Source organism: Myxococcales bacterium (genome assembly GCA_012517325.1).
Taxonomy (GTDB): Bacteria; Lernaellota; Lernaellaia; order Lernaellales; family Lernaellaceae; genus JAAYVF01.
Genome location: JAAYVF010000059.1, coordinates 1 through 23,644, shown reverse-complemented (window position 1 = coordinate 23,644; position 23,644 = coordinate 1). Strand labels below are relative to the sequence as shown.

Sequence of the window (23,644 nt, the reverse complement as noted above, 5' to 3'; positions counted from 1 at the left end):
CAAAGTTGCGACTCCGGTCGTGAAGGCGATAGTCACAAGCACTCCCTTTCCACCAAGAGCGGAACGGACCATAGCCAAGGTCGCGAGGCAGGGTATAATTTATGGGCTCCTCGATTGCTCGCTGTGGGCAACAATCGACACACGTGCGGCAATTGAGACATTTGGTTGCATCAATCGTCGGTCGCCGTGCCGCAGTATCGACTGTGCTTCTTCTCGTTGAGTTCATGCGACTCCCTTGACCTTGAAATCTAGATCGTGCTTGACCTCTCTCATCTGATGCGCACCTCACTTTGTTCATCTGACTATTCGGCGTTCGGCGCTAGGGAGCCATCTTCCAAGGCCTGCCGCAGGTCTTCGATCAGATCATCGGGATCCTCGATCCCAACCGAGTAGCGGACCAGTCCGTCGCTGATCCCAGCCTGTTGTCGTTCTGCCGTGGGCACGCCGCAGTGGGTCATCGAAGCCGGATGCTCGATTAAAGACTCAACACCGCCTAGAGAAACCGCGAGGGCCGCGAGTCCGACCCGGTTCATCAACGCTTCGCCCGCGCGGAAACCGCCCTTAAGTTCGAAGCTGATCATCGTTCCAGGACCGCGCATTTGCTGAAGCGCAAGATCATGTTGTGGGTGACTTGGCAGGCCGATGTAGCGGACCCAGGCCACCTCGTTGCGGGCTTCGAGCCATCGCGCAATCATTCCGGCGGCAGTCTGCGCACGCTCGATTCGCAGGGAAAGCGTCTTAATCCCACGATGGACCAAAAAAGCCTGATGCGGGTCCATATTGCAGCCGGTCAGAATCATCATCTGGCGCAGTTTTCGCAGCAGTTCATCGTTGCATGCCACGAGAATGCCGCCCACTACGTCGGCGTGGCCGTTGATAAACTTGGTTACCGAGTGCAGCACGACGTCCGCGCCCATCGTCAGCGGTCGCTGGAGGTAGGGGGAGGCGAAAGTGCTGTCCACCACGAACACCGCGTCATTGGCGTGCGCAAGTTCCGCCACCGCGCGAAGGTCGGTGATCTGCATCAACGGATTCGATGGCGTTTCAACATAGACCATTCGAGTCTCGGGCCGAATTGCACAGCGTACGCTTTCGAGGTCAGAGGTGTCCACATAACTGGCGACAACGCCAAACCGTTTCAGATGCTGCTCCATCAAGGTCCGCGACGGTCCGTAGACCGAGGCCGTGCTGACGACGTGGTCGCCGCTTTTCAACAAAGCAAGATAAGCGGTAGTCACCGCACCCATGCCCGAACTTGTGGCGACGGCGCCGACGCCTTCTTCAAGCGCAGCTACGCAATCTTCCAGAGCGCGGATGGTCGGGTTGCCAATTCGTGTATAAATATAACCTTCCGACCGACCAGCAAACCGATCGGCTCCCTGGCGCGAGTTCTCAAAGGCAAAGGTGGAAGTCTGGTAAATCGGCGTCACGACACTTCCGCACTTGTCCTTCTGGTTTCCCGCATGCACCAATGTCGATGTAAATCCTTTTTGCTTCCCTTTCATTTTCGATCCCTTTGTCACACCATAGTTTGTATAACGTATGTTTGTCAGCACTGAGCATTGGAGAGATTCCTGTGTAGCATCTCTCACGCCTCGAACTGCTCGCCGGTGCGAAGGGCGTGCAGCCGAGGACCCAATTCGGCTTTCATGACTTGGAACGCCTCACTGCCAGTGCAGTGACCGGTATGGATCGCTTCCGTGACTTGTTGGCCAAGTTCAGTCGCCAAATTGCGAACTTCATCCTCTGGAACCGACATTTTCTCGGAGCGAGGCAGGTTCAAGTGAAACCCGCCAACCACCGAACGGATCTGACAGTCAGGCTTGAAGCTGTGCGCAGCGTCCAGCATATTCAGCACTCCGGAATGAGCGCAGCCTGTAAAAACGACCGCCTCGGAGTCTTCCTCTACCAATAACAATAGTTCATGGCGAAAGTCGTCTGGTGCGAAATGATCACCACGTCGAACCAGCAGATTGCGGTTGCCTTTGGCTAGAGGATAGGTATGAGGAATGTTTGTCAGCACATGAACGCCGGCAGCAAGACTGATGGGCGCGTCGATCCACTGAATCCGTTCAGAAAAGCGACCGAGCACCTTGGGGTCCAGGCCAATGTAACGCGTGAGTAATCCTGAACGATGAAGAAGATCGGGCAAGCCGGGCATCAGGCTGCCATAGAAAGATTGGTCGGCGCCTCGTTTCACGATGGCTTTGGCGCGGCGGTTTCGCTGGAAGAACGCTTCCAGACCCCCACCGTGATCATAGTGGCCGTGGGAGAGCACCAACCAGTCGACGGTCTCCAGGTCGATCCCCATCGCATTGGCATTAATCGCAAAAAGGCCGCTCGCTCCGGTATCCATCAAAATCGTTGTCTGTCTGCTTTTGATGTATAGAGATAGTCCGAACTCCGGCTCAATGCCTGCGAGCGATCCGGACGAATTTTCAACGAGGACAGTGATTTTCACACTACACACTCCTTTTGGCGGACTCCGGTGTGTTGCGGGGCTTCCTGAGCAGCACGATGACGTCGTGCAGACAACTAGTCGTCCGTGCCATTTCCTGGAAACCGGCCCTGAGCAATTCATCCTGGGCTAGGATCAAGGTCGCCGCTGTTCTCGGGTGATCGTGTCCTTCCGCGCGATGAACGCGAGACAAGAGATCGAAACCCTTTTCATCGAAGTCCGCGATGATGATGAGCCCTCCATCCTTGACCACCCGTGCCATTTCGCGAAATACAGGACTTGGTTCATCGAGGTGATGCAGCGCATCCATCATTGCGGCACAGCCGAAGTAACCGTCCGGATACGGTAAATGCGCGGCATTGCCATGAACGAAGCGGATGCGGTCACCGACCCCCGCTTCCTCGGCGAGAAGAGTGGCCACTTCTTGTTCTTCGGCATCCACGTCGATGGAAACGACAGTCATGCCCATCCGCGCGAGTTCGATGGCGCAGAATCCCTTGCCAGTACCGATATCGAGAGCAGGCCCTGCCAGTTCGCCAGCGGCGCGGACCACGAAGCGAGCGGCGTTTGCACGATCATAACCTAGATGCAGGTATTGCAGGTTCCTCGCATGGAAGGCTTTCAGCCGCTCATGCGGGCTCAGCTTGGGCTTAGAATCACACATTCTTCAATTTCTTGAAGCAGATGAACCAGTCAAGACAGTAGGTGTCGGGGTCTGGCTTCTCCATACGCTCCTTGGCCAAACCGCAAGATCCCGGCGGCGGGACGATTACGTCATCGCCCGGTCGCCAGTCGGCAGGCGTGGCCACTTTATGCTTGTCCGACGTCTGCATGGCGATAAGCAGGCGTTTGATTTCATCGAAGTTACGACCGTTGGAGAGCGGGTAGTAGATCAACGCACGAATCTTGCTGTCGGGGTCGATATAGAACACGGCCCGAACGGCCTGGGTGTCGCTCGCGCCCGGCTGCACCATGCCGAATGCTTTGGCCACGTCCATCTTTATATCAGCGATGAGCGGAAACGTGACCTCCACATTTTTCATTCCCTTGTACTCGATCTTCTCCTTGATCGTTCGCAACCAGGCAATATGGCTGTAGTGCGAATCGATAGACAGGCCGATCAATTCGCAATTCAGCGCCTTCAGCTCGTCCTGCATGGTCGCGAAGGTCATAAACTCCGTGGTGCAGACAGGCGTGAAGTCGGCCGGATGGCTGAAAAGAATCACCCATTTTCCCTTGTAGTCATCGGGAAAGGTGATTTCGCCTTGGGTCGTGGTCGCCTTGAATGACGGCGCCTTTTCCCCAATTAAAGGAACACGTGGCATCGAGATGTCAGTGGTTTTCGGTTCGTTCATGATAGTCCTCCGTCATTGCGTTTGATAGTTGGTGTCAACCCAAGCGCTCAACAATCCCCATGGCCTGGTGTCCTTCTAACGATGCTATCAAGTGACCCCGCCAGAAAGGATGCTGTTACTTATTGCGCCATCCCGCCCATGCGGGAATCCCGTTTTTGTCATGTAAAACTAGAACTTGATCCCCCTTTGTGACTTCCGAGGCGATAATGGCTGACGCGCCATCAAAAACGATTTTCGATCCCGTTACTGTAATCACGTCTTTCATGGCAATCACGATATCCTGGTTTTCGAGGAACCATGCCGGACCAAGGTGAACCGAAATCGTGTCCTGTCCTGTTTTGAGTTTCAGGTGCATTCCTTGTCCCATGCCTTTGCGCGGAATAAAGTTTTCAATAGCCAGGACTTCGCCCTGGATGGTCGTGAGTGTTGTCGGATCGAAGAGCCGCTGGTATTCGGCTTTTATTCCCCAGCCCTGGCTGCCACGCCCCTGACCGCGACCTTGTCCCAGTGTCGTCGTCGCAAAAACCAGGACCGCGCAAAGCGTGACCAATAACAAGATAGTGCTTTGTCTCACTTTCGAATCCTCCGTTAAGGTTTAGTGATCGCAGACGTTTTCCCCGGTTTGCAGGGTTCCGGAGAGGTATTGATCGACGAGCGCTTCGGGCGAGAGGTTGGACGCGCCGACCAGGACCTTAATCCCATACTGGTTGAAAAGCCCTTGCGCGCGACTGCCCATACCCCCGGCGATGATCACATTCGCGCCTTGCTGCGACAGCCATTTGGGGATCACGCCCGGTTCATGGGGCGGGGGCGTAAGCCAGGATAGATCGACGATTTTTCCGCCATCCACCGTGAGCAATGCGAAGCGCTCGCAATGACCGAAGTGAGCGCACAAAACGCCTGCCGCCGTCGGCACCGCGATCCGCATGACGCCATCTTTTTTTGACGCGGCGGTTTGTTGTTTGATCGCGGTTTCCGGCATTGCCTGCGGATGCTGCACGATCCTTTCCACGATTTCCTCAACGATCTTTCCATAGGCGACCGCCGCCGGAGATTCCTGGCCGTCCTCCATCAGAGGCCGTCCTTTTTCGCCCGATTCGACGATCTTGCGGTCGATGGGGATTTTGCCAAGGAACGGAACTTGCATTGCCCGGGCCATTTTTTCGCCGCCGCCGGAGCCGAAAAGATCCTCGGTGTTGCCGCACTTCGAGCACACGTACCCGCTCATGTTTTCAATCACACCGACAATCGGCATCCCGACCTTGAGGCAGAAATTGATCGACTTGCGAACGTCGGCAAGCGACACCTCCTGCGGCGTGGTAACGACTATGGCGCGCACCCCGGGCATATCCTGTGCCACGGTAAGCGGCTCGTCGCCGGTGCCGGGAGGAGAGTCGACGACCAGGAAATCGAGTTCGCCCCAATTCGCGTCGCCGAGGAACTGGCGAATCGCACCGATCTTGAGGGGCCCGCGCCAGATCACCGCTTCGTCCTGGTTCGGTAGAAAACTGCCCATGGACAGGACCGAAAGATGTTCGTTGTAGGAGAGCGGCATCACCTTGTCGCCATCGCTTTCCACGGGAAAGCCGGTCAGTCCCAGCATCTGCGGAATACTGGGTCCGTGAAGATCCACATCCAGCAGTCCGGTTTTCAAACCACGGTTCGCCAGCGCCACGGCAATGTTCGCCGCAACCGTGCTTTTACCGACACCGCCTTTCCCGCTCATGACTAAAAGCTTATGACGAATTTTAGCAAGCGATTCTTGCATTCTGGATTCAAGTTCTCCGCGCGCTTGGTCTGCTTGATCACCGTGTCCGCATGAATGTGGCATGTTGTCAGCCTCCTGGATAAAAAAGTGGTTTACCAATGTCCTTCGACATCGGCTGAATCCATCGCGGTTAATTTGCCGGCTAGAAAGGCGTCGACGGCCGAGCCGACGCTTCCGGAAGTCGCCAAAAACACATTGATTCCGGCCGCCGCGAGCACGGCGAACGCTTTCGGTCCGCAATGTCCGGCCAACACCACCTGGGCACCCGCCCGAACAATGGTCTGCCCGGATTGAATACCCGCGCCCTGGGCGGCATTGAGATTTTGAAGGTTCTCGATGACCGTCGTTTCCTTTGTCTCCGTGTCGTAAATGAGGAAATACTTCGCCCGACCGAAACGGGCGTCCAGCGGCGCGTTCAGATCCGTGCCGGATGTTGGAATGGCGATTTTCATTGGTTTTCCTCGTTTCCTTTCATTGACCGCGGCGCTTCCTTGGGGAGTGGCCAGCCCCCGGTTCTGCTGCGGCACGTGGCTTGGTGAGATCGCCCGGCCCGTGGTTGAGCGGCGCTTTGACGACCAAGGCGGGGGCGCGGTGGTGCATTCCCGCCTTTCCATACAAGGCGCGCGAACCGGGCAGTGTCTGGCGGGCTTTCGCGCTCAAGGGGCGGCATGATCGTTTACTCCGGATCGGGCCGAAAGAGTAAAGTATTGCCGATTCTTGAAGCGGATCTCGACGATGGTCCCCGTTTGCGCGAGAAGAGCCAGCAGTTTGGTCATTTCCGCGGTTCTCAGTCCGGTCGCCATTGTAAGCTCTTCCAAGGTCATGGGACGAATGCGGAGCATGGTGGCAATCCGAAGATGCGTTTTTTCCAGTCCATCCAAGTGGTGGGTCGTGGAAAAATCGCCAACGATTTCCACGTTGACCCGGGCCGCCAGATTATGGGCGATATTTTCCAGCGATGCGGGATCGACCGGTTCCACGCCGGCGGTTCTGGAGGGGCGGTACACTGTGGTCAGTTGTACTTTTTCCGGAGCGATCCAGGCCAGGGTGTCGGTCAACGCCTCGATCTCGGCCGGCGAATCATTGATCCCTTTGACCAGAAGCACCTCCACCCAACACCGGCCGGTGAAGTCTTCGACGAAATTCCGTAATCCCTGAGCGATATCGGCGATCCGCAATCCTGACGCCGGATTGTTGAGGCGTTCAAAGGTGGAAGCTCGAACCGTGTCCAACGAAGGCATGACCAAGTCCGCGGAAGAAAGGTCTTTGCGTACTTGCGCATCGGTGAGAAGGGAGCCGTTGGTAAGGACGGCGATGGGGGTTGTGGTAATCGATTTGACGCGTTGTATGAATTTGCCCAAGGCCAGGTTCAGCGTCGGTTCACCCGAGCCTGAAAAAGTGACGAAGTCGAGCGGACCATGGTTTTCCGAAAAAAACCGATCAAGCTGGGCAATGATTTCATCCTCGGGGAGATAGGATTTTCGGCAGAGGGTATGATGGGTTGTTTTCCCGACTTCGCAATAAACGCAATCGTAACTGCAAGTTTTGTGAGGGACGACGTCGATCCCCAGGGAAAGCCCCAACCGGCGCGAGGGAACGGGGCCGAAAAGCGCCCCTACTTCCGCGACTGCCGTTTCCCTATCCTGGTTATCGGTCATGGAGCATCCTCTCCACACGTTGCCAAATTTGAACGATTGCCGCCGTGACGGGATGGTCGCCGAACTCGGGTAAGCTTTTCCCGGCGATCATGGCTCTGGTCACGATGTTGTCGAAGGGGATGGCGCCCAGATAGGCGGCGCCTTCCGTTGGCGCGAGGGTGGCTACCGCCTTGGTTTGCTCGGGGTTCAGATCGGCTTTATTGACGCAAACGCCGACGGGAATGCGGAAGTGGCGGGTAAGTTCCAGGACCCGGCGTAAATCGTGAATTCCTGAAGGTGTCGGCTCCGTGATCGCCAGGACCAGATCCACCCCGGTGACCGCGGAAATGACCGGGCAGCCGATCCCCGGCGGGCCATCGATGAGCAGCAAGGAAAGGTTCCGTTCCGCCGCGATCTCCCGGGCGCGATTGCGGATCCGCGCCACCAGCTTGCCGGAATTCTCTTGTGCGATGCCCAATCGCGCATGAACCATCGGCCCAAACCGGGTTTCCGATTCAAACCAGTCTCCGGCTTTTTGCCGCGTTAGGGTGATGGCCTGGACGGGACAGTGATCGGCGCAGACGCCGCACCCCTCGCATTCGAATGCGTCCACGCGGATGTCTTCACTGATCGCGCCGTATCGGCACAGGGCCGCGCATTGGCCGCACAGGAGGCAACGCTTTTTATCGAGACAGGCCTTGAACCCGCCTTCGAGTTCGTGGGCGGCCTTTGTCTCGGGCCTCAAGATCAAATGGAGGTCTGCCGCGTCCACGTCGCAATCGGCGGTGACGGTGGGCTGAGCCAAGGCGGCAATCGCCGCGGTCAAACTGGTCTTGCCCGTTCCGCCCTTGCCGCTGACGATCGCCAGTTGTTTCATTCGATTAGGTCGTCCTTCAACAACAGATTCGGGTCGTATTGCAACCGTCCCTCTTGTCGCTTGGCGCGATATTCTTGCGCGCTTTGCACCAACCCTTCCTGGAGGCATTGGCGCATGACCATCGTGTCGATGATGGCCAACCGCAGCGCCTGGATGCCCAAAAGGGAACAATGCTGTTTGGCTTCCGGCAATCCGTCCAGCGCGTGGATTACCTCTTCATCCGTGAGGCAGGCGGCCTCGGCGAGCGTCCGGCCCTTCGCCAATTCCGTCACCATGCTGCTGGTGGCGATGACGCCCGCGCAGCCGTAAACCAGAAAGCCGATTTCGACGATCCGGTCGCCTTCCAGCCGCAGGGTCATTTCCAACGAATCGCCACAAGACGGATCGCCAAAACAACCCAGGCCATCCCAGTGCTCGACCCGGCCGACATTGCGCGGGTTGAGGAAATGATCCAACACCCGCGGCGAATAGGCGAGCGAATCGGGGCCGTCCGCCTCGGAGCAGGCCGCGGCTGGCTCTTGGCTCTTTTGATAAAGGTGCTTCCAATCATGGGTCATTAGGTGGCGACCTTTTCCGGCGCGGCTACTTGTTCCACGAGCCGCCAGATATCCCGCAACTGCGGTGCGATCTCGGGAACCGCGTCGACCGCGATTCGACCACGGGAATACGCCTCGGCAATGGCCCGGCTTTCCGGGATGCGGGCGGCAATGGAAATCCCTTCGGCGCGACAATAATCCTCGACGCGGTGATCGCCGATTCCGTCCCGATTGATCACCACGGCGAACCACCGCCCGAGCGCGCGTAACGTTTCCACGGCCAACTTTAAATCGTTCAATCCGAAAGGCGTCGGCTCGGTCACCAGCAGGCAAACGTCCGCGTCTCGCACCGCGGCGATCATCGGGCACGAGGTTCCCGGCGGCGCGTCGATCACGCACCGGCCGCCCTTCGGCAGCCGTTGTTTCACCGCGCGGATCAGCGGCGGACTCATGGCCTCGCCGACCTTCAACGTTCCCTCGACAAAGGCGATTCTCCCGGCCCGCCCGTTTTCGATCGTGCCGATCGGCCGTGGTTGCTCGCGGATGGCCTTTTCGGGACAAACCAAGGCGCAGCCGCCACACCCATGGCAAAGTTCATCGAAGATCATGACGCTTTGCGGCAGAACCGCGATGGCATTGAAGCGACAAACTTCCCGACATTTGCCGCAAAATGTGCAACGAGAGTGATCCACCCGGGGCACCGGGACGGTAATTTCCTCTTTGTCCTCGAGATGGGGAAGTAAAAAAAGATGTCCGTTCGGTTCCTCCACGTCGCAGTCCACGTAGGTCACCGGCTTATCCACGATGGCGGCCAGACTGACCGCCAAGGTCGTTTTCCCCGTGCCGCCTTTTCCGCTGGCAATGGCCAATATCATCCGCGTTCTCCGTGGCGATTGCCGTCGGCGGGGTCGCTTTCGCCGTATCCCCGGCGGCCTTCAATTTGCGCGGTTCGCTCATCCACCGCGGTGCTCCATCCTCCCGTGGCGTTCGCCAGCGCGTCGAACCGCGGTATAAACGGTTTGATGTCGAGCAGCGGAGTACCGTCTAGAATGTCCACGTCCTCGAGAAAGAGCACTGAACGCTCGCGTCTGACGAGGCGAACCAGGCTCATCCCGAGCGGATTGGGACGCCGGGGAGAGCGCGTCGCGAAAACACCCCGGCGAACATTGTCGAGGTAGGGTTTGACCCGTAACTGCGGCGGTGGCGCTTGGTGAAAATAGTAGTAGAGAAAAATGTGGGAAAACCCTTCCAGGTCTTGCAGTCCGTCTTCGAAAAGCGGATCAATGATTGCCTTCCCGGGCGCCCCCTTAGCGAACACGGGTTGAATGGGCGTATGGGTTTCGTCGGTGTGTTCGCTTCGAATGATCCCGATCACTCGAAAGGAGATTTCTTCCCGGACGGATTTGTCTTGCTGGTTAACGTTCATTGCTGCCTTGTCATCGCCGATCCGCAGTTCGGACATTTGATCGTGAAGCAGGGGACTCCTCTTTGATGAGGAGCTGTCGCACCACAGTTCGGACAGACGCACGATCCGCCCGTGCCGGCGCCCATGCCTCGCCCTTTGACCTGGTTGCCGCCTTGTCCGCGTCCCGCTCCGCCGCTTTGGCCGGAACCCTTGTTCCAGGGGCCCGTACCGTCTTTTCTGGGCATGATTTCACCTCATGGTCGTGGGCTTTCCAGGTTTTGCCCGCTAGCCCCCGATTTCACTTGTCGGCTTCGGTTTCGATCCGTTCGAGACGTTCCTTGACGGTCGCCATCTCCTGCTCGAGTTGCGCGGCTTGGTCTCGAAGCCGCGCTGCTTCTTGTCCCGGGGCAAGCGGCGCGAACCCCCGGGCCAACGCACCCTGACGTCCGAAACCGCCATGCCCAGAAAATCTTCCGCCATGCCCACCGCCAAAACAACGACCTCTGCCGCCTCCCCGGGGTGGCAAGCCTTGGCCGGCCCCACGGTAAATAGGGTCGCCGCCGTCGTAGATCATTTCCGGTCTCGAACCACAGAAGCCGAATCCGCCGCCGGTTCTTGAGCCCCGGCCCATCGGTCCTGTTCCGTCAAAACGAGGCATTTCATTTCTCCTTTTTCCGCCCTGGGTTGTTTTCACCGCTACGATGCCGATTCCGACAACCGCGCCAGCCTGGTCCGCCCGGCCGGCCACAGGTCTTGCCGTGACCGCCGATCGCTTGAGGGTCGAGTCGCCCGTCGAGGTATTCGTCAAGAATCGAACGCCAGGCGCCCATCAATCCGCCTACGACTTTGATTCCCAATCCTTCCAAGGCAAGCAAGTCGCAACGTCGAACCCCCCCACAGAGCAAAATCGTGACGTTCATTTGAGCCAACAACGCGGGGCGAACTCCGTCGGCTATCTCGGAAAGATTGTGCGCGATAGGTGAAACCGTTTCTCCTTCGTCGGAATCGATCAGCATCAAGGTTCCGGCGCAGTCGAAACGGGGCGAAATATATTCGCCGTATGTCGGAATCGCAATTCGCATCGTGTTCACCCGCAACCAAGTAAAGCACGAGCAATGCCAACCGGCCGAGGCGCAAGGAAAAGCTGATTAATCAAGCGGTTGGGATGGCGAGGGGTTTTTCAATCCGGATTGGAAGGATGCATTTATGCAATCCAGGACGCACGAACGATTGCGAAAATGCAATTATCGTTGGAGTGGCGGCACCGGATTGGGATAGACGATTCCCAATTGTTTCATCTTGCGGAACAAGGTGGTCTTGTGCATTCCGAGGGCCTTGGCCGTCTTGCCTCGATGCCCTTCGAAACGGTGCAGAGCCTGGCGAATGACTTCGGCTTCGGCCACTTTAAGCGGGTTGCTTTCCTGCAGCGCATCCGTCGACAACACGGAACCGCCGGTAATTTCAGGCGGCAAACAATCCACGTCGATCAACTTTTTCTTGCTCAGGATGAAGGCTCGCTCGATGGCGTTTCCCAGTTCCCGGATGTTGCCGGGGAAATCATACGCCATGAGCGCTGCTAACGCTCGTTGTGTCATGCCGACGATATCGCGGCCTTTTTCGGAGTTGAAGCGAGCGATGAAATGATCGACGAGCAACGGGATGTCCTCTTTTCTGTCCTTTAACGGGGGTAAATCGATCCGCAACACGTTGAGCCGGTAATAAAGGTCTTCCCGGAACCGACCGCGCGCCATTTCCTCACGTAAGTCCCGGTTGGTCGCGGCGATGATGCGAACGTCGGCGCGCTCGGATTTACCGCTCCCGAGCGGCTCAAATGTTTTTTCCTGGAGCACCCGGAGTAGCTTGATTTGCAAGGCGGCCGAGATGTCGCCGATCTCGTCCAGAAAAAGTGAACCGCCTTTCGCCAAAGCGAATCGTCCCGGCTTGTCCCGTTTCGCGTCGGTGAAAGCGCCCGCTTTATAGCCGAACAACTCCGACTCCAGTAACGTGTCGGGGAGGGCGCCGCAATTGATCGCCACGAACGGTTTGCCCTTTCGCCCGCTCAGGTGGTGGATGGCGCGAGCCAGCAGTTCCTTACCCGAGCCGCTCGGCCCCTGGATCAAAACGGTGCTACCCGACCCGGCGATATCGGGAAGGATCCGAAAAAACTCCTGAATGCGGTGGTTTTTGCTGATGATGTCCTGAAAGGAATATTCCTGACGCAATCTGCGCCGAAGATTCTCCAGTTCACTAAGATCTCGAAAGGTCTCCACGCCGCCCACCACGTCGTTTCCTTTGTTGCGCAAAACCGCCGTGGATATGCTGATTGGTTTCTCCAAACCATCTTTCGTTAAAATGTTGATTGGCAGGTTCACCATGTTTTCACCGGTTTTCAGGGTGCGCCGTAGGACGCAACCCTCCTGGCATACATTGGCGCGAAACACGTCATGGCAACGTTTTCCGATCGCCTCCTCCCGGGAAAATCCGGTAATGCCCTCCGCGGCATGGTTCCAGGATGTGATTCGCCATTCATCGTTAACCGTGAATACTCCGTCGGCGACGGAATTGAGAATCAGCTCCCAGAAATCCTTTTTCATGACCACATTGTAACGCGACCAGGGGATGGTTGCAAATATGCAATCCAGGAGGAAGTTTGCCGACTCGAAGTCCGGTCGCGTCGACTATCCTTTCCATGAATCGGGGCGCTGACGATTTCGCTGGTCGCCGAAGAAGAAGGAAAGGTGGTCGGCCACGTGGCCTTTTCGCCCGTGACCATCGCCGACGGCAGCGAAAGTTGGTATGCGCTCGGCCCGGTTTCCGTGTTGCCGGAGTTGCAGAACCGAGGCATCGGATCGGCGCTCATTCGCCAGGGATTATCCTTAAATAAATAAAAAAGCCGGCCGGGAGAGCGCGAATCAATCGAAAACTGACGTCCAGATCACTCCGGAAAGCAACGAAGAGGCGCGGTCGGTCCTCCTTGACATATTTAGTCATTTAGCATAATGACGGTGATGATCGCAGTCGTTCCGGCTTCGGCTCGGAACGGCAAATGTCGCCGAGGAGGTCCGATCGAATGGACAAGGACAGAACCTACGAGACGCGGGCGCGGGTCTTCAAGGCGCTCGGTCATCCGAGCCGCCTGAAAATCGTGGACGCACTCCAGGCGGGGCCGAAGAACGTCGCCGAGTTGGTGGCGCTGGTCGGCCACGAGTACGCCACGGTCAGCCGCCACATCAGCCAACTCAAAGAAGCCGGGATCGTTTCGGAGGACCGCAAGGAGGGCAGCATGGTGTTCTACCGGCTGGAAGTGACCTGCATCGCCGGGTTTTTCAGCTGCGTCACTCAGGTTGTCGAGCAGCGGCGCGAGGCATTGAGGCTCTCATGATCCGGAAACCTGCCTTTTTTCTTCGCCATCGTCTTAGCCATTTGGGCAAAAAGCTAAGGATAAACTCATGAAAGAAAGAACCAAGCTCGCCGTCCTTATCGGGGCGTTTCTCGGCGCGTACCTCATCCCGCTGTCCAATGATCGCGTGCGCGGCGCGATTCTGGAAGCCTTCTGGATGCTGCAGGACTACGCGCAGAAGCACGTGCTGTTCTGCCTGGTCCCCGCGTTCTTCATCGCGGGCGCGATCAGCGTTTTCGTTTCCCAGGCATCGGTGATGAAGTACTTCGGAGCGAACGCGAAGAAAGTGCTGGCCTATTCGGTCGCCTCGGTTTCCGGGGCGATCCTCGCGGTCTGCTCATGCACAGTGCTGCCGCTTTTCACGGGCATTCACAAGCGCGGCGCGGGACTGGGTCCGGCCATCGCCTTCCTTTATTCCGGCCCGGCGATCAACGTGCTGGCGATCATCCTTACGGCCCGCATTTTGGGTTGGAAACTCGGATTGGCGCGGGCCGTCGGCGCGGTGATTTTCTCGGTGGTGATCGGTCTGATCATGGCGGCGATCTTTCGGAAAGAAGAGCAAGAGAAGGCAGCCAACAACATGTTCGCCGCCGTGCCCGACGAAGCGCGTCCGCTTTGGAAAACTGTTTCCTACATGGCCGTCATGGTCTTCATCCTGATCTTCGCGGCGTGGGGGAAATCGTCGCAGCCGGTCGGTTTCTGGGATGCGGTTTACCGAGTCCATTGGCCGATCACCATTGTCCTTTTGGTAGTCCTTGGTGTCATGCTGTGGAAATGGTTCCAGAAAGATGAGTTGGGCGAGTGGGTCAACTCAACCTGGGATTTCACGAAGCAGATAATGCCGCTTCTGCTGGGCGGCGTCCTTGTCGCGGGTTTCTTGCTGGGGCGCGCGGGCACGGACACGGGTGTCATCCCGAACCGCTATATCGAAACGCTTGTCGGCGGCAATTCCCTCTGGGCAAACCTGTTCGCGTCGATGGCCGGGGCGCTCATGTACTTCGCCACGCTGACGGAGGTGCCGATCCTTCAGGGATTGATCGGATCAGGCATGGGGCAAGGACCGGCGCTGTCGCTGCTTCTGGCGGGTCCGGCGTTGTCGTTGCCGAGCATGATCGTGATCTACGGCGTTCTCGGTCCGAAAAAGTCCATTGTCTATTTCGCGCTGGTCGTCGTCATGTCCACGGTGGCGGGCATGGGGTACGGCGCACTGGTCGGTTAAGGAGGCTAAAACATGAAAATCGAGGTTCTTGGTCCCGGATGTGCGAAATGCAAACGGACATTCGAAGTCGTCAGCAAGTTTGTCCAGTCGCGCGGTCTGCCGCACGAAGTCGTCAAGGTGGAATCCATCGACGCGATGATGGCATACGGGCTAATGACTTCGCCCGCTGTCGTCATCGACGGCAAGGTTGAGATTAAAGGTCGCGTGCCTAGCGACAAGGATCTGGAGAAGATCATCAAGTAACGAAAGGGGAACGCCATGAACATCAAGGTGTTGGGTCCGGGCTGCGTCAACTGCAAGACCATGCTTGAACGCACGAAGGAAGCCCTGCAAAAGCTGGGTTTGCAGGCGGAAATCGAATATCTCACCGACATGGACAGCATCCACAAATATGTGGCGCTGACGCCGGGGCTCGTCGTGGATGAAAAAGTCGTCCATCAAGGCAAGCCGCTGCCGTCGGTTGAAAAGATCGAACAACTCATCCAGGGTGCGAAATGAAGAAGCAAGCATTGGTCATCGCGGTAGTACTGCTGTCGTGCTCCTTCTTTTTGTCGCCGCTTCTTTCCGATGCGGGTGAGAAACCGAAGGTGTCACTCTATTTCCTGATTCATTCCGGCGCGTGCCCGTGCCAGCAAGAAGCCTGCAGTTTCGCCAAGCCGATTGCGGGATTCGTACAGAACCACCTGGCCGCCGGTGTTGAATATCAGGAACTAGATTACGGCATTCGCCCGGAGACCGTCGATCCTCTCATCCGCCAATATCAAATCTTCACCTTTCCGGCCTTTCTTGCCGTTGGCGCGAACAAGGTTGAATTGCTCAAGATCCAAGGCCGGATGCGCCGCGATGACGTTCTTAAAAAGTTGTTCGACGCCGGTCTGATTACGGGAGTCAACTAGATGCTTGAATCGTTGATGAACAACGCGGAAGCCTACATCCACACCAACCCTTGGCTCGCGTTGGTTGTCGTCTTCCTCGGTGGCCTTCTGACGGCCAGCAATCCCTGCGTGCTGGCGATGATCCCGCTGACGATCGGCTTCGTGTCCGGAGGCCAGAACATCAAATCGGCCAAAAGCGCCTTCGTATTCTCCCTGTTTTTCATCCTTGGCCTTTCGGCGATGTTTACCGGCATGGGCATAGTCGCTGCCGTGGTGGGAAGGCTGTTCGGCACCGTTTCATCCGTCTGGAATTGGATCGTCGCCGGGGTGTGCCTGGTCATGGGCATTCACCTTATGGGACTCGTCAACATTCCGATCCCGCAGCTCAATATCAATCCGAAGGTTAAGGGTGGATTCGGTGCCTTCCTGCTCGGTCTTCTCTTCGGGATAGTATCCGCTCCCTGCGCCGCGCCGATCCTGGTGGTGCTCCTGGCGTACATCGCGGGTAGCGGCTCGTCGGTCGTTTACGGCGGCTTGCTGCTGCTTGTCTACGCCATGGGTCATTGCACGTTGATCGTGATTGCCGGGACCAGCGTGGGCGCGGCCAAGTCGATCATCGAGAACAAAAAACTGACCGTGACGACGAATGTTCTTCGCCGCGTCGCGGGCATGCTGATCATCGCGGTCGGCGCATACTTCGCTTATAGGGGATTGCTATGACACGAAAGGTTCTTCCGTTCCTTGGGTTGGTTGCTCTGGTCGCCCTCTATGCGTTCACCTTATCGACGCCGTGCGGCTGCAAGCCCGGCGACGATACGACCGTGGCCGCTGCTCCCGCCGCGACTCCCGCGCCAGCGCCAAAGAAAGCCGAATACCAACCGGCTGCGCCTGAAATCGCCGAGTATCGCGCCAAGGGACTTCCGATGATGCTCGACTTCGGCCGCGGGTGGTGCAAACCGTGCAAAGCAATGGCGCCCGACCTGGAGGCGTTGCATACGGAATTGGCCGGGAAGGTGCTTGTGCGTTTCAACGATCTTGAAAGAGAAACCGCACTGGCGACCGAGCACAAAATCCAAATGATGCCCACGCAGGTCTATTTAGATGGAACAGGGCAGGAAGTGTATCGGCATGCCGGTTACGCTTCCAAAGCCGACATGCTGGCCAAGTTGCGAGAGCTAGGCTTGGTGAAGGATTGATTATGAGATCACGTAGAACGTCGCGCCTACTGACCATCATCACGGTTGGGTTCTTTTTCATCGCCTGTGAGCGAAAAGCGGCGGCGCCACTACCCGATCCATCATCCGAACTAATAGGGCCTGTGTCGCGAGCAGTCTACCTATTCAACTCCGAAGCCTGCCAATGCGAACGAGACCGAAACCTTGAAGCCGAATCGGTATTGGAAAGTGTTTTGTCGCGAAAACAAGGGGTGATTCGTCCTGAACGGGTGGACGTAGCGAAGAATCCCGCCGAACTGGACCGATACGAAAGACTCACCAGCTTCGGTTTCATGCCCGTGCTGCTTGGCCTCGATCAAAACGGGCGGGTGGCGGCGAAAGTCGAAGGATTTTTCAAAGAAGATCAGGTCGAATCTCTTTTATCGTCAATGCCTTAATCCAGGAGGAAAACCATGCCTTGGTTCGCAGGAGTTCCCAGAGAGCAGGTTCAGTGGTCTCCCACTCTCGACGCGGATAAATGCGTCGGTTGCGGAATGTGCATGAACTGCGGGAAAAAGGTTTACGATTGGCAGGCTGATCAGCAGAAGGCTGTCGTGGCCCGACCGATGGAATGCGTCGTCGGTTGCAATACCTGCGCGAACCTTTGCCGAGGCCGAGCGATAAGTTTTCCAGACCTCAAAGACTTGCTAAGATTTTATGCGCACCATCATGTGTGGGACTTTGTTAAGACGGCGATGATTTCCGAGGGGAAAATTACCGCGGTGCAAGAGAGGTAACAAACATGAAAAAGCGCGTGCTTTTTCTATGCACTTCGAATCGCTGCCGGTCGCAGCTCGCCGAAGCGCTGGTCAATCATGATCTGGGTGATCGCTTCGAGGCATTCTCGGCCGGGACGAATCCGAAGACGCCTCATCCACTGGCGTTGCGCGCTTTGACCGAGATAGGTATCCAACACCCCAGCGCTCGCAGCAAGCACATGGACGAATTCGCCGACCAAGCTTTCGATTTCGTCATCACGCTCTGCGACCACGCCAATGAGACTTGTCCGTTGTTTTTCGGCGGCGTCCGGCGGGCACATCTGGGTTTCGATGATCCTGACAAAGCGGAAGGAACCGAGGAAGAAAAACTTGCGGTTTTCCGGCGCGTACGAGACGAAATACGCGAACAAGTGGAAGCGTACCTGATCCAGCAGTAGGAAAAATCGTGATGGCCGAATCCGTCACCAGGAAATTGTCGTTTCTCGACCGCTACCTGACCCTCTGGATCTTCGCGGCGATGGTCGTCGGGGTGGGCTCCGGCTACCTCTGGCCCGCGGTCGCGGGTTTCTGGAACCGGTTTTCCGTCGGCACGACGAACATCCCCATCGCCATCGGGCTGATCCTGATGATGTACCCGCCGCTCGCCAAAGTGCGCTACGAGGAGATGGGCCGCGTGTTCCGCGACTGGAAGGTGCTCGCCCTGTCGTTGGTGCAGAACTGGATCGTGGGGCCGGTGCTGATGTTCGCGCTGGCGGTGCTGTTTCTGCGCGACAAGCCGGAGTACATGGTCGGCCTCATCCTGATCGGCCTTGCCCGGTGCATCGCCATGGTCATCGTCTGGAACGACCTCGCGAAGGGTGACCCGGAGTACGCGGCGGGCCTGGTGGCCTTCAATTCCGTCTTCCAGGTGCTCTTCTTTTCGGTGTACGCCTACGGGTTCATCACGGTTTTGCCCGCTTGGCTCGGCATCGAAGGTGCGGTCGTCCGCATTACCATCGGTGAAATCGCCAAGAGCGTTTTCATTTACCTTGGCATCCCGTTCCTCGCCGGGGTCATCACGCGCTTCACGTTGATCAGTTACAGGGATAAGGATTGGTACCACAAAAAGTTTATCCCGAAGATCAGCCCCATTACGCTGATCGCCTTGCTATTCACCATCATTGTGATGTTCTCCCTCAAAGGCGAATACATCGTGCAGCTTCCGCTCGATGTGGTAAGGATCGCGATCCCGCTGCTGGTCTACTTCGTCGTCATGTTCGTGGTGTCGTTCTTCATGAGCAAGAAAGTCGGCGCGGATTATGGGCGGTCGGCCACGCTGTCGTTCACGGCAGCTTCGAACAACTTCGAACTGGCCATCGCTGTCGCCATCGCAACCTTCGGCATTCATCACGGCGCGGCGTTCGCGGCGGTCATCGGCCCGCTTGTGGAGGTGCCGGTGATGATCGGCCTGGTGAGCGTGGCGTTCTGGTTCAAGCGAAAATACTTCAATTCAACCACAAACGCATAGAAGAAAAGGTGCAATATGAAAGACGATGAGAAGATCAGGCAGACCGTTCGCGAGAACTATGGTCGCATTGTTTCGTCTCAGAGCAGTTGCTGCTGCGGTCCTTCGACAGGCTGTTGTGAAGAGCCGGTCACTTCACCCAAGGACCAAGCCCACAAGCTGGGTTATGGCAATAACGAGCTAGACGCCGTACCGGATGGAGCGAACCTCGGCCTGGGTTGCGGCAACCCGCAGGCTGTCGCCGAACTTACCCCCGGTGAGGTAGTGCTGGACCTAGGGTCTGGTGCCGGTTTTGATTGCTTTATCGCGGCGCGGGCGGTCGCACCGAACGGGTGTGTGATTGGCGTGGACATGACTCCCGAAATGTTGGCCAAGGCGCGGGAGAACGCCCAAGAAAGCGGGGTCACTAATGTTGAGTTTCGCCTAGGCGAGATCGAGCATCTACCCGTGGCCGACAATTCCGTGGATGTAATTCTTTCGAATTGCGTCATTAATCTCTCGCCGAACAAACCAGCGGTCTTTGCGGAAGCGTATCGCGTCCTGAAACCCGGTGGACGACTCGCTATTTCAGATGTCCTCGCGACCAAGCGGCTGCCTGAACACCTTATAAAGGACGCCGCGTTGCTGTGCGGTTGCGTTGCTGGTGCAGCGACCGTGGAAGACGTAATACGCATTCTCAAAGAGGTTGGGTTTGCCAACGTGCGGATCGAAGTCAAGCCCGAAAGCCGCTCAATAATTGCAGATTGGTTCCCTGGTTCCGGTGCGGAAGAATACGTGGCCTCGGCGATCATCCAGGCAACTAAACCATGATGTAATATTGGGGAATTACCCTATGGATGGACCAATTCACAATAGAATATTTTCCATCCGACCATGTTGGCGAGGATGAATTGAGCAGGGAAAATTCAGAGACATTGCACCATCATTTTGGCGGAGATGTCGCCAATGAAACGAAGAAGCTATTGGAGCCGTATCTTTCCCGCAAGCATTTCAAGGCGGGGCAGCTTCTTTGGAGAGAGGGCGAAACCGACGGGATGCTGGTTGCCCTCGAATCGGGTTCTGTGAAAATCTATCGCTTATTGCCCGACGGCAAAACGGTGACCTTGTACATCTTTGGGCCAGGAACGGTTTTCGGTTTCATGCCCTTTCTGGATGGCGGGCCTTATCCCGCATACGCCCAGGCTTTGGAGGACTCAGAGGCGCAAGTCATGCCCAGGTCCTTATTGCTAGGGGTCATGAAAAAAGATCCTGATGTAGCGGTCGTTCTCTTGCAACATCTCGCCAGACGACTGCGGGGAGCGTTCGATCAAATTGAACGAATGTCGAGCAAGGGCACGCTGCCGAAAGTCGCCGCCGCACTTGCCTCCTTGTTGCCCGACTCTGATTTTTCGATGGGAACCACGGTGATCATCCTTCCGCAATCTTCCCGTGAATTTGCCGCCCTGATCGGCATTACTCCTGAGAGCTTTTCCAGAAACATCACGGATCTTGTCCGGAAAAACATCCTGCATCGGCTCGGCGCGAACCGATTCCAGGTTCTGGATCCTGATGCGCTCAGGCAAACCGCCAGTGCGATTCTTCTCTAAATCAAGCACCGATTGACCGCCGTCAATGCCCGCCGCAATCCCTGTTGCTATTTTTTTCGCGTGAGAAGAGAGCCTCCTGATGCAGGAGGCTGAATATCGGCGGCCCTGATCCCGCCGGCAACACGTCGAAAGGAGACGCATCATGATCGATCCGAAAGAATTCCTGGCGATGGGACAGAAGTTTCACGGCCACAAGTGCCCGGCCATGCCGATGGGGCTGCGTGTCGGTGCGGCGGCGATGAACAAACTCGGCGTCGGGCGGGCGACCGACGGCCAACTTCTCGCCCTCATCGAACTCGGCGAGGACCATTGCGCGACGTGCTTCGCGGACGGCGTGCAGATGATCACCGGCTGCACGTTCGGCAAGGGCAACATCAAAAAGCTGCACTACGGCAAGTGGGGCGTGACCCTGGTGGACGTGGCGACCAAACGGGCCGTTCGGGTGACCCCCAAGGCCGAGGCCATGCTCGCCAATAAGCAAACGGACTTTTTCAAGAAGTACCGCGAAAAGGGCATCCCCGCGTCGAAGGTCCCCGACGAAACCGTTGAACCGTTGGTCCAAAAAGTGATGGCCGCGCCGGACGAAATGCTTTTGAACGTCGGCGAGGTCTTCGACTACGAGCCGCCGAAAAAGCACGACTCCTTCGCCGGGTTCGTTTGCGACCGTTGCGGAGAGATGACGGTGGAAGGCTACGGCCGCCCGCTGGGTGAAAAAAAGGTCTGCATCCCTTGTTACGAGAAGGCGTCGGCCGAAGGGAAGTAAAGAGAGGGGACCATGAGCACGTCATTCACCATCGTCGCCTTCCTGTCCATCCTGGCGATTTCGGGAGTCTTCTCCATGTTCGGGAAGGGGGGCGGCTCGCTTTATACGCCCGTGCTGGTCATGCTCGGTCTGGAGATCGGCGGCGCCATCTCCACCGCGCTCTTCCTGAACCTCGTGACGGCCTTCGTGGCGACCCTCGTCTTCGCCCGCAACAAGCTCGTGGACTACAAGTTCACATTGATCTTTCTGCCTGGCACCGTGGTCGGTTCGTTGCTCGGCGCGATGCTTTCGAATCAGGCGCCGAAGGAACTTCTTCTGGGCATCTTCTCGGTGTTTCTCGTCGCGGCCGGCATCCTGATGATCCGCTCGGCCAAGGAAAAAGCCGGTCAGGTGTTGCGGCAATTCACGCCGAGGGTCATTGCGCTCGTCATCGCGATGTCCTTCGGAGTGGGAGTGCTTTCCAGCCTGATCGGCGTCGGCGGCGGACTGATCATTTTCCCGTTCCTCATCCTCTATATGAGATACCCCGCGCAGATGGGCGCCGGGGTCAACGCTCTGATCGTCACGGTGAGTTCCCTGGTGGGGGCGGCGGGGCATTTTGCCCTCGGACCCGTCGATTACCGCCTGATCGGGATTACGTCGATAGCCTGCGTCATCGGCTCCACCTTCGGTTCGTATGTCACGGTCAAAGCTAGTCCGAAATTCGTCAAGATCGCCTTCGCCTTCATCATGTGGTTCTTCGCAGGCGAGATCGCCCTCCGGCTGCTGGGGGTGTTGAAATGAAAAAAGGTCTGAGCAAGCGCCGACTGCTTCTGGTCACCTTCTTCAACGTCATCATTACCATCGTGGAATATGTCGCCGGAGTCCTGTCCGGCAGTCTTGCGCTTCTTTCAGACGCGGGGCACAACCTTTCCGACGTGTTGGCGCTTTTGTTGGGGTACGCGGGCGAGAAAGTTTCGGAATGGAAACCAGGCGCGCGCTTCAGTTTCGGACTGCGCCGCTTTGAAATTCTCGTGGCACTGGTCAACGCGCTGGCGCTTTTGGGCATCGGCGGCGTCATTGTCCGCGCGGCCATCGTCCGTTTTCTGCATCCGGTGAATATCGACACGGGAATTCTCATCCCGGTTGCCTTGGTCGGCTTGTTCGGAAATGCTTTTTCCATTCTGGTTCTTCACCGGGATCGCGAGCGAAGTCTGAACCTCAAGGCGGCGTTCTTGCATCTCCTTTTCGATACCATGTCCTCCGTGGGCGTCGTTCTTGTGGGCGTCGTAATTCTGTTCAAACCTTGGTATTGGCTGGACCTGGCTATTAGCATCGGGATCGTGGTGATGATGGTCTGGAGCACCTGGGGAGTGATCTCACAGAGCCTCCGCGTCTTCATGCAGGCCGTGCCGGATCGCATCGATCCTGAACGCGTCCGTGCCGCCGTTCTCGGACTGGTAGGAGTCAACGGCATGCACGGGTTGCACATCTGGTCTGTAGACTCGAACGAGATATTCCTTTCATGCCATGTGTGTATAAACCGCGATGCCGCTACCACGGACACCATGATCCGAAAGGTAAACAGCCTGCTGGCGGCCGAATTCAATATTCGACACACCACGATTCAGATCGAGTTGGACGACTTATGCGGCCAAGAAGGAGCGAGAACCGGCTGCCCTTAAATGAGTGAAGCCCGCTTGCCGCTAAAGGAAATAATCCACTAAAATTTGCTTTGATCATGGTGTCCTGCTTCTGCCAGAGGGGGTTCTTGCATGCGGTATTGCAAGCAATGCAGAGTCCAAAAAATCATCATGCGGCCAAATAGTGTTTATATTCAACTGGGTAGGCTATAATAGCATTTACGCTATATTCACCGGCATTTCGATACCAGTCACGCTTGCTCCACCACGACCCTTTTCCTAACCGCTCTCTGAGCAAAAAAGGCCGACCCAAACCCGGGACTCGGCCTTTCGTTTTTCCTTTTGTTTATCGCGCTGTTCGGCTGGACTGGCGACTTGGCGAGGGCTTCCCAAGCGTGACGAGCTAACCCCCGAAAACCCCACATTTGCCCCGAAAAACGCCCTTTTTCTCTCTCCCTCTCTAAATCGTCGTGACTTCGTCCAACTCGTCACGGTTGTGAGAGTGCTTATTTTTTCAAGGGGTTACTGGCCTTGCATTTTTGGTCATTTCGACTCTCGCGCGGAGTAGAGAGCGGGACTGCATACTGACCCCCTTTGAAGGCGAGACACCTGATAGAGTGATGTTGGGTCGTGTTGCGGTTGCGACGGACGGAGGCCGGAGCATACTGACCCCCTTTGAAGGCGAGACACCTGATAGAGTGATGTT

General features: G+C 57.1%; 31 protein-coding genes. 16 read left to right on the top strand and 15 right to left on the bottom strand.

Annotated features, from left to right (window positions below; translation table 11 throughout):
- Positions 1 to 302 precede the first annotated feature (302 nt).
- From GX444_10390 to GX444_10320, 15 genes are all read right to left on the bottom strand, one after another.
- Positions 303 to 1,505, bottom strand: coding sequence for an aminotransferase class I/II-fold pyridoxal phosphate-dependent enzyme (locus GX444_10390; protein ID NLH48998.1), 1,203 nt, complete (start codon positions 1,503 to 1,505; stop codon positions 303 to 305).
- 83 nt (positions 1,506 to 1,588) lie between these two features.
- Positions 1,589 to 2,461 (bottom strand): MBL fold metallo-hydrolase, encoded by an 873-nt coding sequence (locus GX444_10385; protein NLH48997.1) that lies wholly within the window; start codon positions 2,459 to 2,461, stop codon positions 1,589 to 1,591.
- A 1-nt stretch (position 2,462) separates the two neighbouring features.
- A complete protein-coding gene (locus tag GX444_10380) occupies positions 2,463 to 3,122 on the bottom strand; it encodes a class I SAM-dependent methyltransferase (protein ID NLH48996.1) in 660 nt (219 codons plus the stop codon).
- Positions 3,115 to 3,813 carry a peroxiredoxin gene (locus GX444_10375; protein NLH48995.1) on the bottom strand — a complete coding sequence of 233 codons (699 nt, stop codon included), beginning with the start codon at positions 3,811 to 3,813 and terminating at the stop codon, positions 3,115 to 3,117. The genes GX444_10380 and GX444_10375 overlap by 8 nt, the downstream gene beginning before the upstream one ends.
- A 115-nt stretch (positions 3,814 to 3,928) precedes the next feature.
- Positions 3,929 to 4,342 (bottom strand): DNA-binding protein, encoded by a 414-nt coding sequence (locus GX444_10370; GenBank protein NLH48994.1) that lies wholly within the window; start codon positions 4,340 to 4,342, stop codon positions 3,929 to 3,931.
- Between the two features lie 66 nt (positions 4,343 to 4,408).
- Entirely contained in the window at positions 4,409 to 5,644 is a 1,236-nt protein-coding gene (locus tag GX444_10365; GenBank protein NLH48993.1) for a P-loop NTPase, read from the bottom strand.
- Between the two features lie 29 nt (positions 5,645 to 5,673).
- Positions 5,674 to 6,033 carry a dinitrogenase iron-molybdenum cofactor biosynthesis protein gene (locus tag GX444_10360; GenBank protein ID NLH48992.1) on the bottom strand — a complete coding sequence of 120 codons (360 nt, stop codon included), beginning with the start codon at positions 6,031 to 6,033 and terminating at the stop codon, positions 5,674 to 5,676.
- A gap of 204 nt (positions 6,034 to 6,237) precedes the next feature.
- Positions 6,238 to 7,239: a radical SAM protein gene (locus GX444_10355; protein NLH48991.1), complete on the bottom strand. Its 1,002-nt coding sequence runs from the start codon at positions 7,237 to 7,239 to the stop codon at positions 6,238 to 6,240.
- Positions 7,229 to 8,095: a 4Fe-4S binding protein gene (locus tag GX444_10350; GenBank protein ID NLH48990.1), complete on the bottom strand. Its 867-nt coding sequence runs from the start codon at positions 8,093 to 8,095 to the stop codon at positions 7,229 to 7,231. Before GX444_10350 ends, GX444_10355 begins: the two co-directional genes overlap by 11 nt.
- On the bottom strand, positions 8,092 to 8,652 hold the full coding sequence (locus tag GX444_10345; GenBank protein NLH48989.1) for an iron-sulfur cluster assembly scaffold protein: 561 nt from the start codon (positions 8,650 to 8,652) through the stop codon (positions 8,092 to 8,094). Before GX444_10345 ends, GX444_10350 begins: the two co-directional genes overlap by 4 nt.
- Positions 8,652 to 9,506 carry a 4Fe-4S binding protein gene (locus GX444_10340; GenBank protein NLH48988.1) on the bottom strand — a complete coding sequence of 285 codons (855 nt, stop codon included), beginning with the start codon at positions 9,504 to 9,506 and terminating at the stop codon, positions 8,652 to 8,654. The genes GX444_10345 and GX444_10340 overlap by 1 nt, the downstream gene beginning before the upstream one ends.
- Complete coding sequence (tsaA, locus tag GX444_10335; protein NLH48987.1) at positions 9,503 to 10,057, bottom strand: tRNA (N6-threonylcarbamoyladenosine(37)-N6)-methyltransferase TrmO; 555 nt, start codon at positions 10,055 to 10,057, stop codon at positions 9,503 to 9,505. Before tsaA ends, GX444_10340 begins: the two co-directional genes overlap by 4 nt.
- Before the next feature lie 277 nt (positions 10,058 to 10,334).
- Positions 10,335 to 10,694, bottom strand: a complete 360-nt coding sequence (locus GX444_10330; GenBank protein ID NLH48986.1) for a DUF5320 domain-containing protein — start codon at positions 10,692 to 10,694, stop codon at positions 10,335 to 10,337.
- A gap of 1 nt (position 10,695) precedes the next feature.
- Positions 10,696 to 11,118, bottom strand: coding sequence for a hypothetical protein (locus GX444_10325; protein NLH48985.1), 423 nt, complete (start codon positions 11,116 to 11,118; stop codon positions 10,696 to 10,698).
- 162 nt (positions 11,119 to 11,280) lie between these two features.
- Positions 11,281 to 12,630 (bottom strand): sigma 54-interacting transcriptional regulator, encoded by a 1,350-nt coding sequence (locus tag GX444_10320; GenBank protein ID NLH48984.1) that lies wholly within the window; start codon positions 12,628 to 12,630, stop codon positions 11,281 to 11,283.
- A 99-nt stretch (positions 12,631 to 12,729) separates the two neighbouring features.
- On the opposite strand from GX444_10320, the gene GX444_10315 reads away from it, so the two are divergent.
- The 16 genes from GX444_10315 to GX444_10240 all read left to right on the top strand — a co-directional run bounded on the left by GX444_10315 (position 12,730) and on the right by GX444_10240 (position 22,980).
- Positions 12,730 to 12,924 carry an N-acetyltransferase gene (locus tag GX444_10315; GenBank protein NLH48983.1) on the top strand — a complete coding sequence of 65 codons (195 nt, stop codon included), beginning with the start codon at positions 12,730 to 12,732 and terminating at the stop codon, positions 12,922 to 12,924.
- A gap of 182 nt (positions 12,925 to 13,106) precedes the next feature.
- Positions 13,107 to 13,418, top strand: a complete 312-nt coding sequence (locus GX444_10310; protein ID NLH48982.1) for a winged helix-turn-helix transcriptional regulator — start codon at positions 13,107 to 13,109, stop codon at positions 13,416 to 13,418.
- Between the two features lie 67 nt (positions 13,419 to 13,485).
- Positions 13,486 to 14,655 (top strand): permease, encoded by a 1,170-nt coding sequence (locus GX444_10305; GenBank protein ID NLH48981.1) that lies wholly within the window; start codon positions 13,486 to 13,488, stop codon positions 14,653 to 14,655.
- A 12-nt stretch (positions 14,656 to 14,667) separates the two neighbouring features.
- Positions 14,668 to 14,898 (top strand): thioredoxin family protein, encoded by a 231-nt coding sequence (locus GX444_10300; protein ID NLH48980.1) that lies wholly within the window; start codon positions 14,668 to 14,670, stop codon positions 14,896 to 14,898.
- A 15-nt stretch (positions 14,899 to 14,913) separates the two neighbouring features.
- Positions 14,914 to 15,153 (top strand): thioredoxin family protein, encoded by a 240-nt coding sequence (locus tag GX444_10295; GenBank protein ID NLH48979.1) that lies wholly within the window; start codon positions 14,914 to 14,916, stop codon positions 15,151 to 15,153.
- Complete coding sequence (locus GX444_10290) at positions 15,150 to 15,551, top strand: hypothetical protein (GenBank protein NLH48978.1); 402 nt, start codon at positions 15,150 to 15,152, stop codon at positions 15,549 to 15,551. Before GX444_10295 ends, GX444_10290 begins: the two co-directional genes overlap by 4 nt.
- On the top strand, positions 15,552 to 16,250 hold the full coding sequence (locus GX444_10285; GenBank protein ID NLH48977.1) for a cytochrome c biogenesis protein CcdA: 699 nt from the start codon (positions 15,552 to 15,554) through the stop codon (positions 16,248 to 16,250). It abuts the gene before it with no gap.
- Entirely contained in the window at positions 16,247 to 16,726 is a 480-nt protein-coding gene (locus GX444_10280; GenBank protein ID NLH48976.1) for a thioredoxin family protein, read from the top strand. Before GX444_10285 ends, GX444_10280 begins: the two co-directional genes overlap by 4 nt.
- Positions 16,727 to 16,728: 2 nt before the next feature.
- The gene (locus tag GX444_10275; protein ID NLH48975.1) at positions 16,729 to 17,142 is read left to right on the top strand and encodes a hypothetical protein; all 414 of its coding nucleotides are present in this window, start codon (positions 16,729 to 16,731) and stop codon (positions 17,140 to 17,142) included.
- A gap of 344 nt (positions 17,143 to 17,486) precedes the next feature.
- On the top strand, positions 17,487 to 17,900 hold the full coding sequence (locus GX444_10270; GenBank protein NLH48974.1) for an arsenate reductase ArsC: 414 nt from the start codon (positions 17,487 to 17,489) through the stop codon (positions 17,898 to 17,900).
- Between the two features lie 11 nt (positions 17,901 to 17,911).
- Entirely contained in the window at positions 17,912 to 18,970 is a 1,059-nt protein-coding gene (arsB, locus tag GX444_10265) for an ACR3 family arsenite efflux transporter (protein NLH48973.1), read from the top strand.
- A gap of 15 nt (positions 18,971 to 18,985) precedes the next feature.
- The gene (locus tag GX444_10260; protein NLH48972.1) at positions 18,986 to 19,777 is read left to right on the top strand and encodes an arsenite methyltransferase; all 792 of its coding nucleotides are present in this window, start codon (positions 18,986 to 18,988) and stop codon (positions 19,775 to 19,777) included.
- A gap of 26 nt (positions 19,778 to 19,803) precedes the next feature.
- A complete protein-coding gene (locus tag GX444_10255; GenBank protein NLH48971.1) occupies positions 19,804 to 20,553 on the top strand; it encodes a Crp/Fnr family transcriptional regulator in 750 nt (249 codons plus the stop codon).
- Between the two features lie 142 nt (positions 20,554 to 20,695).
- Complete coding sequence (locus tag GX444_10250; GenBank protein NLH48970.1) at positions 20,696 to 21,316, top strand: tRNA CCA-pyrophosphorylase; 621 nt, start codon at positions 20,696 to 20,698, stop codon at positions 21,314 to 21,316.
- 12 nt (positions 21,317 to 21,328) lie between these two features.
- The gene (locus GX444_10245) at positions 21,329 to 22,099 is read left to right on the top strand and encodes a sulfite exporter TauE/SafE family protein (protein ID NLH48969.1); all 771 of its coding nucleotides are present in this window, start codon (positions 21,329 to 21,331) and stop codon (positions 22,097 to 22,099) included.
- On the top strand, positions 22,096 to 22,980 hold the full coding sequence (locus GX444_10240; protein NLH48968.1) for a cation transporter: 885 nt from the start codon (positions 22,096 to 22,098) through the stop codon (positions 22,978 to 22,980). The genes GX444_10245 and GX444_10240 overlap by 4 nt, the downstream gene beginning before the upstream one ends.
- The last annotated feature ends 664 nt before the right edge of the window (positions 22,981 to 23,644 follow it).

Excerpts from the sequence above, each read along its gene's own strand:
- GX444_10290 (NLH48978.1), top strand. The coding sequence starts at position 15,150 with ATGAAGAAGCAAGCATTGGTCATCGCGGTAGTACTGCTGTCGTGCTCC.
- GX444_10310 (NLH48982.1), top strand. The coding sequence starts at position 13,107 with ATGGACAAGGACAGAACCTACGAGACGCGGGCGCGGGTCTTCAAGGCG.
- GX444_10325 (NLH48985.1), bottom strand. The coding sequence starts at position 11,118 with ATGCGAATTGCGATTCCGACATACGGCGAATATATTTCGCCCCGTTTC.
- tsaA (NLH48987.1), bottom strand. The coding sequence starts at position 10,057 with ATGAACGTTAACCAGCAAGACAAATCCGTCCGGGAAGAAATCTCCTTT.
- GX444_10260 (NLH48972.1), top strand. The coding sequence starts at position 18,986 with ATGAAAGACGATGAGAAGATCAGGCAGACCGTTCGCGAGAACTATGGT.
- GX444_10330 (NLH48986.1), bottom strand. The coding sequence starts at position 10,694 with ATGCCTCGTTTTGACGGAACAGGACCGATGGGCCGGGGCTCAAGAACC.
- GX444_10375 (NLH48995.1), bottom strand. The coding sequence starts at position 3,813 with ATGAACGAACCGAAAACCACTGACATCTCGATGCCACGTGTTCCTTTA.
- GX444_10270 (NLH48974.1), top strand. The coding sequence starts at position 17,487 with ATGAAAAAGCGCGTGCTTTTTCTATGCACTTCGAATCGCTGCCGGTCG.
- GX444_10350 (NLH48990.1), bottom strand. The coding sequence starts at position 8,095 with ATGAAACAACTGGCGATCGTCAGCGGCAAGGGCGGAACGGGCAAGACC.
- GX444_10245 (NLH48969.1), top strand. The coding sequence starts at position 21,329 with ATGAGCACGTCATTCACCATCGTCGCCTTCCTGTCCATCCTGGCGATT.
- GX444_10365 (NLH48993.1), bottom strand. The coding sequence starts at position 5,644 with ATGCCACATTCATGCGGACACGGTGATCAAGCAGACCAAGCGCGCGGA.
- GX444_10305 (NLH48981.1), top strand. The coding sequence starts at position 13,486 with ATGAAAGAAAGAACCAAGCTCGCCGTCCTTATCGGGGCGTTTCTCGGC.
- GX444_10295 (NLH48979.1), top strand. The coding sequence starts at position 14,914 with ATGAACATCAAGGTGTTGGGTCCGGGCTGCGTCAACTGCAAGACCATG.
- arsB (NLH48973.1), top strand. The coding sequence starts at position 17,912 with ATGGCCGAATCCGTCACCAGGAAATTGTCGTTTCTCGACCGCTACCTG.
- GX444_10275 (NLH48975.1), top strand. The coding sequence starts at position 16,729 with ATGAGATCACGTAGAACGTCGCGCCTACTGACCATCATCACGGTTGGG.
- GX444_10285 (NLH48977.1), top strand. The coding sequence starts at position 15,552 with ATGCTTGAATCGTTGATGAACAACGCGGAAGCCTACATCCACACCAAC.
- GX444_10255 (NLH48971.1), top strand. The coding sequence starts at position 19,804 with ATGGACCAATTCACAATAGAATATTTTCCATCCGACCATGTTGGCGAG.
- GX444_10280 (NLH48976.1), top strand. The coding sequence starts at position 16,247 with ATGACACGAAAGGTTCTTCCGTTCCTTGGGTTGGTTGCTCTGGTCGCC.
- GX444_10240 (NLH48968.1), top strand. The coding sequence starts at position 22,096 with ATGAAAAAAGGTCTGAGCAAGCGCCGACTGCTTCTGGTCACCTTCTTC.
- GX444_10390 (NLH48998.1), bottom strand. The coding sequence starts at position 1,505 with ATGAAAGGGAAGCAAAAAGGATTTACATCGACATTGGTGCATGCGGGA.
- GX444_10380 (NLH48996.1), bottom strand. The coding sequence starts at position 3,122 with ATGTGTGATTCTAAGCCCAAGCTGAGCCCGCATGAGCGGCTGAAAGCC.
- GX444_10300 (NLH48980.1), top strand. The coding sequence starts at position 14,668 with ATGAAAATCGAGGTTCTTGGTCCCGGATGTGCGAAATGCAAACGGACA.
- GX444_10250 (NLH48970.1), top strand. The coding sequence starts at position 20,696 with ATGATCGATCCGAAAGAATTCCTGGCGATGGGACAGAAGTTTCACGGC.
- GX444_10355 (NLH48991.1), bottom strand. The coding sequence starts at position 7,239 with ATGACCGATAACCAGGATAGGGAAACGGCAGTCGCGGAAGTAGGGGCG.
- GX444_10340 (NLH48988.1), bottom strand. The coding sequence starts at position 9,506 with ATGATATTGGCCATTGCCAGCGGAAAAGGCGGCACGGGGAAAACGACC.
- GX444_10345 (NLH48989.1), bottom strand. The coding sequence starts at position 8,652 with ATGACCCATGATTGGAAGCACCTTTATCAAAAGAGCCAAGAGCCAGCC.
- GX444_10320 (NLH48984.1), bottom strand. The coding sequence starts at position 12,630 with ATGAAAAAGGATTTCTGGGAGCTGATTCTCAATTCCGTCGCCGACGGA.
- GX444_10360 (NLH48992.1), bottom strand. The coding sequence starts at position 6,033 with ATGAAAATCGCCATTCCAACATCCGGCACGGATCTGAACGCGCCGCTG.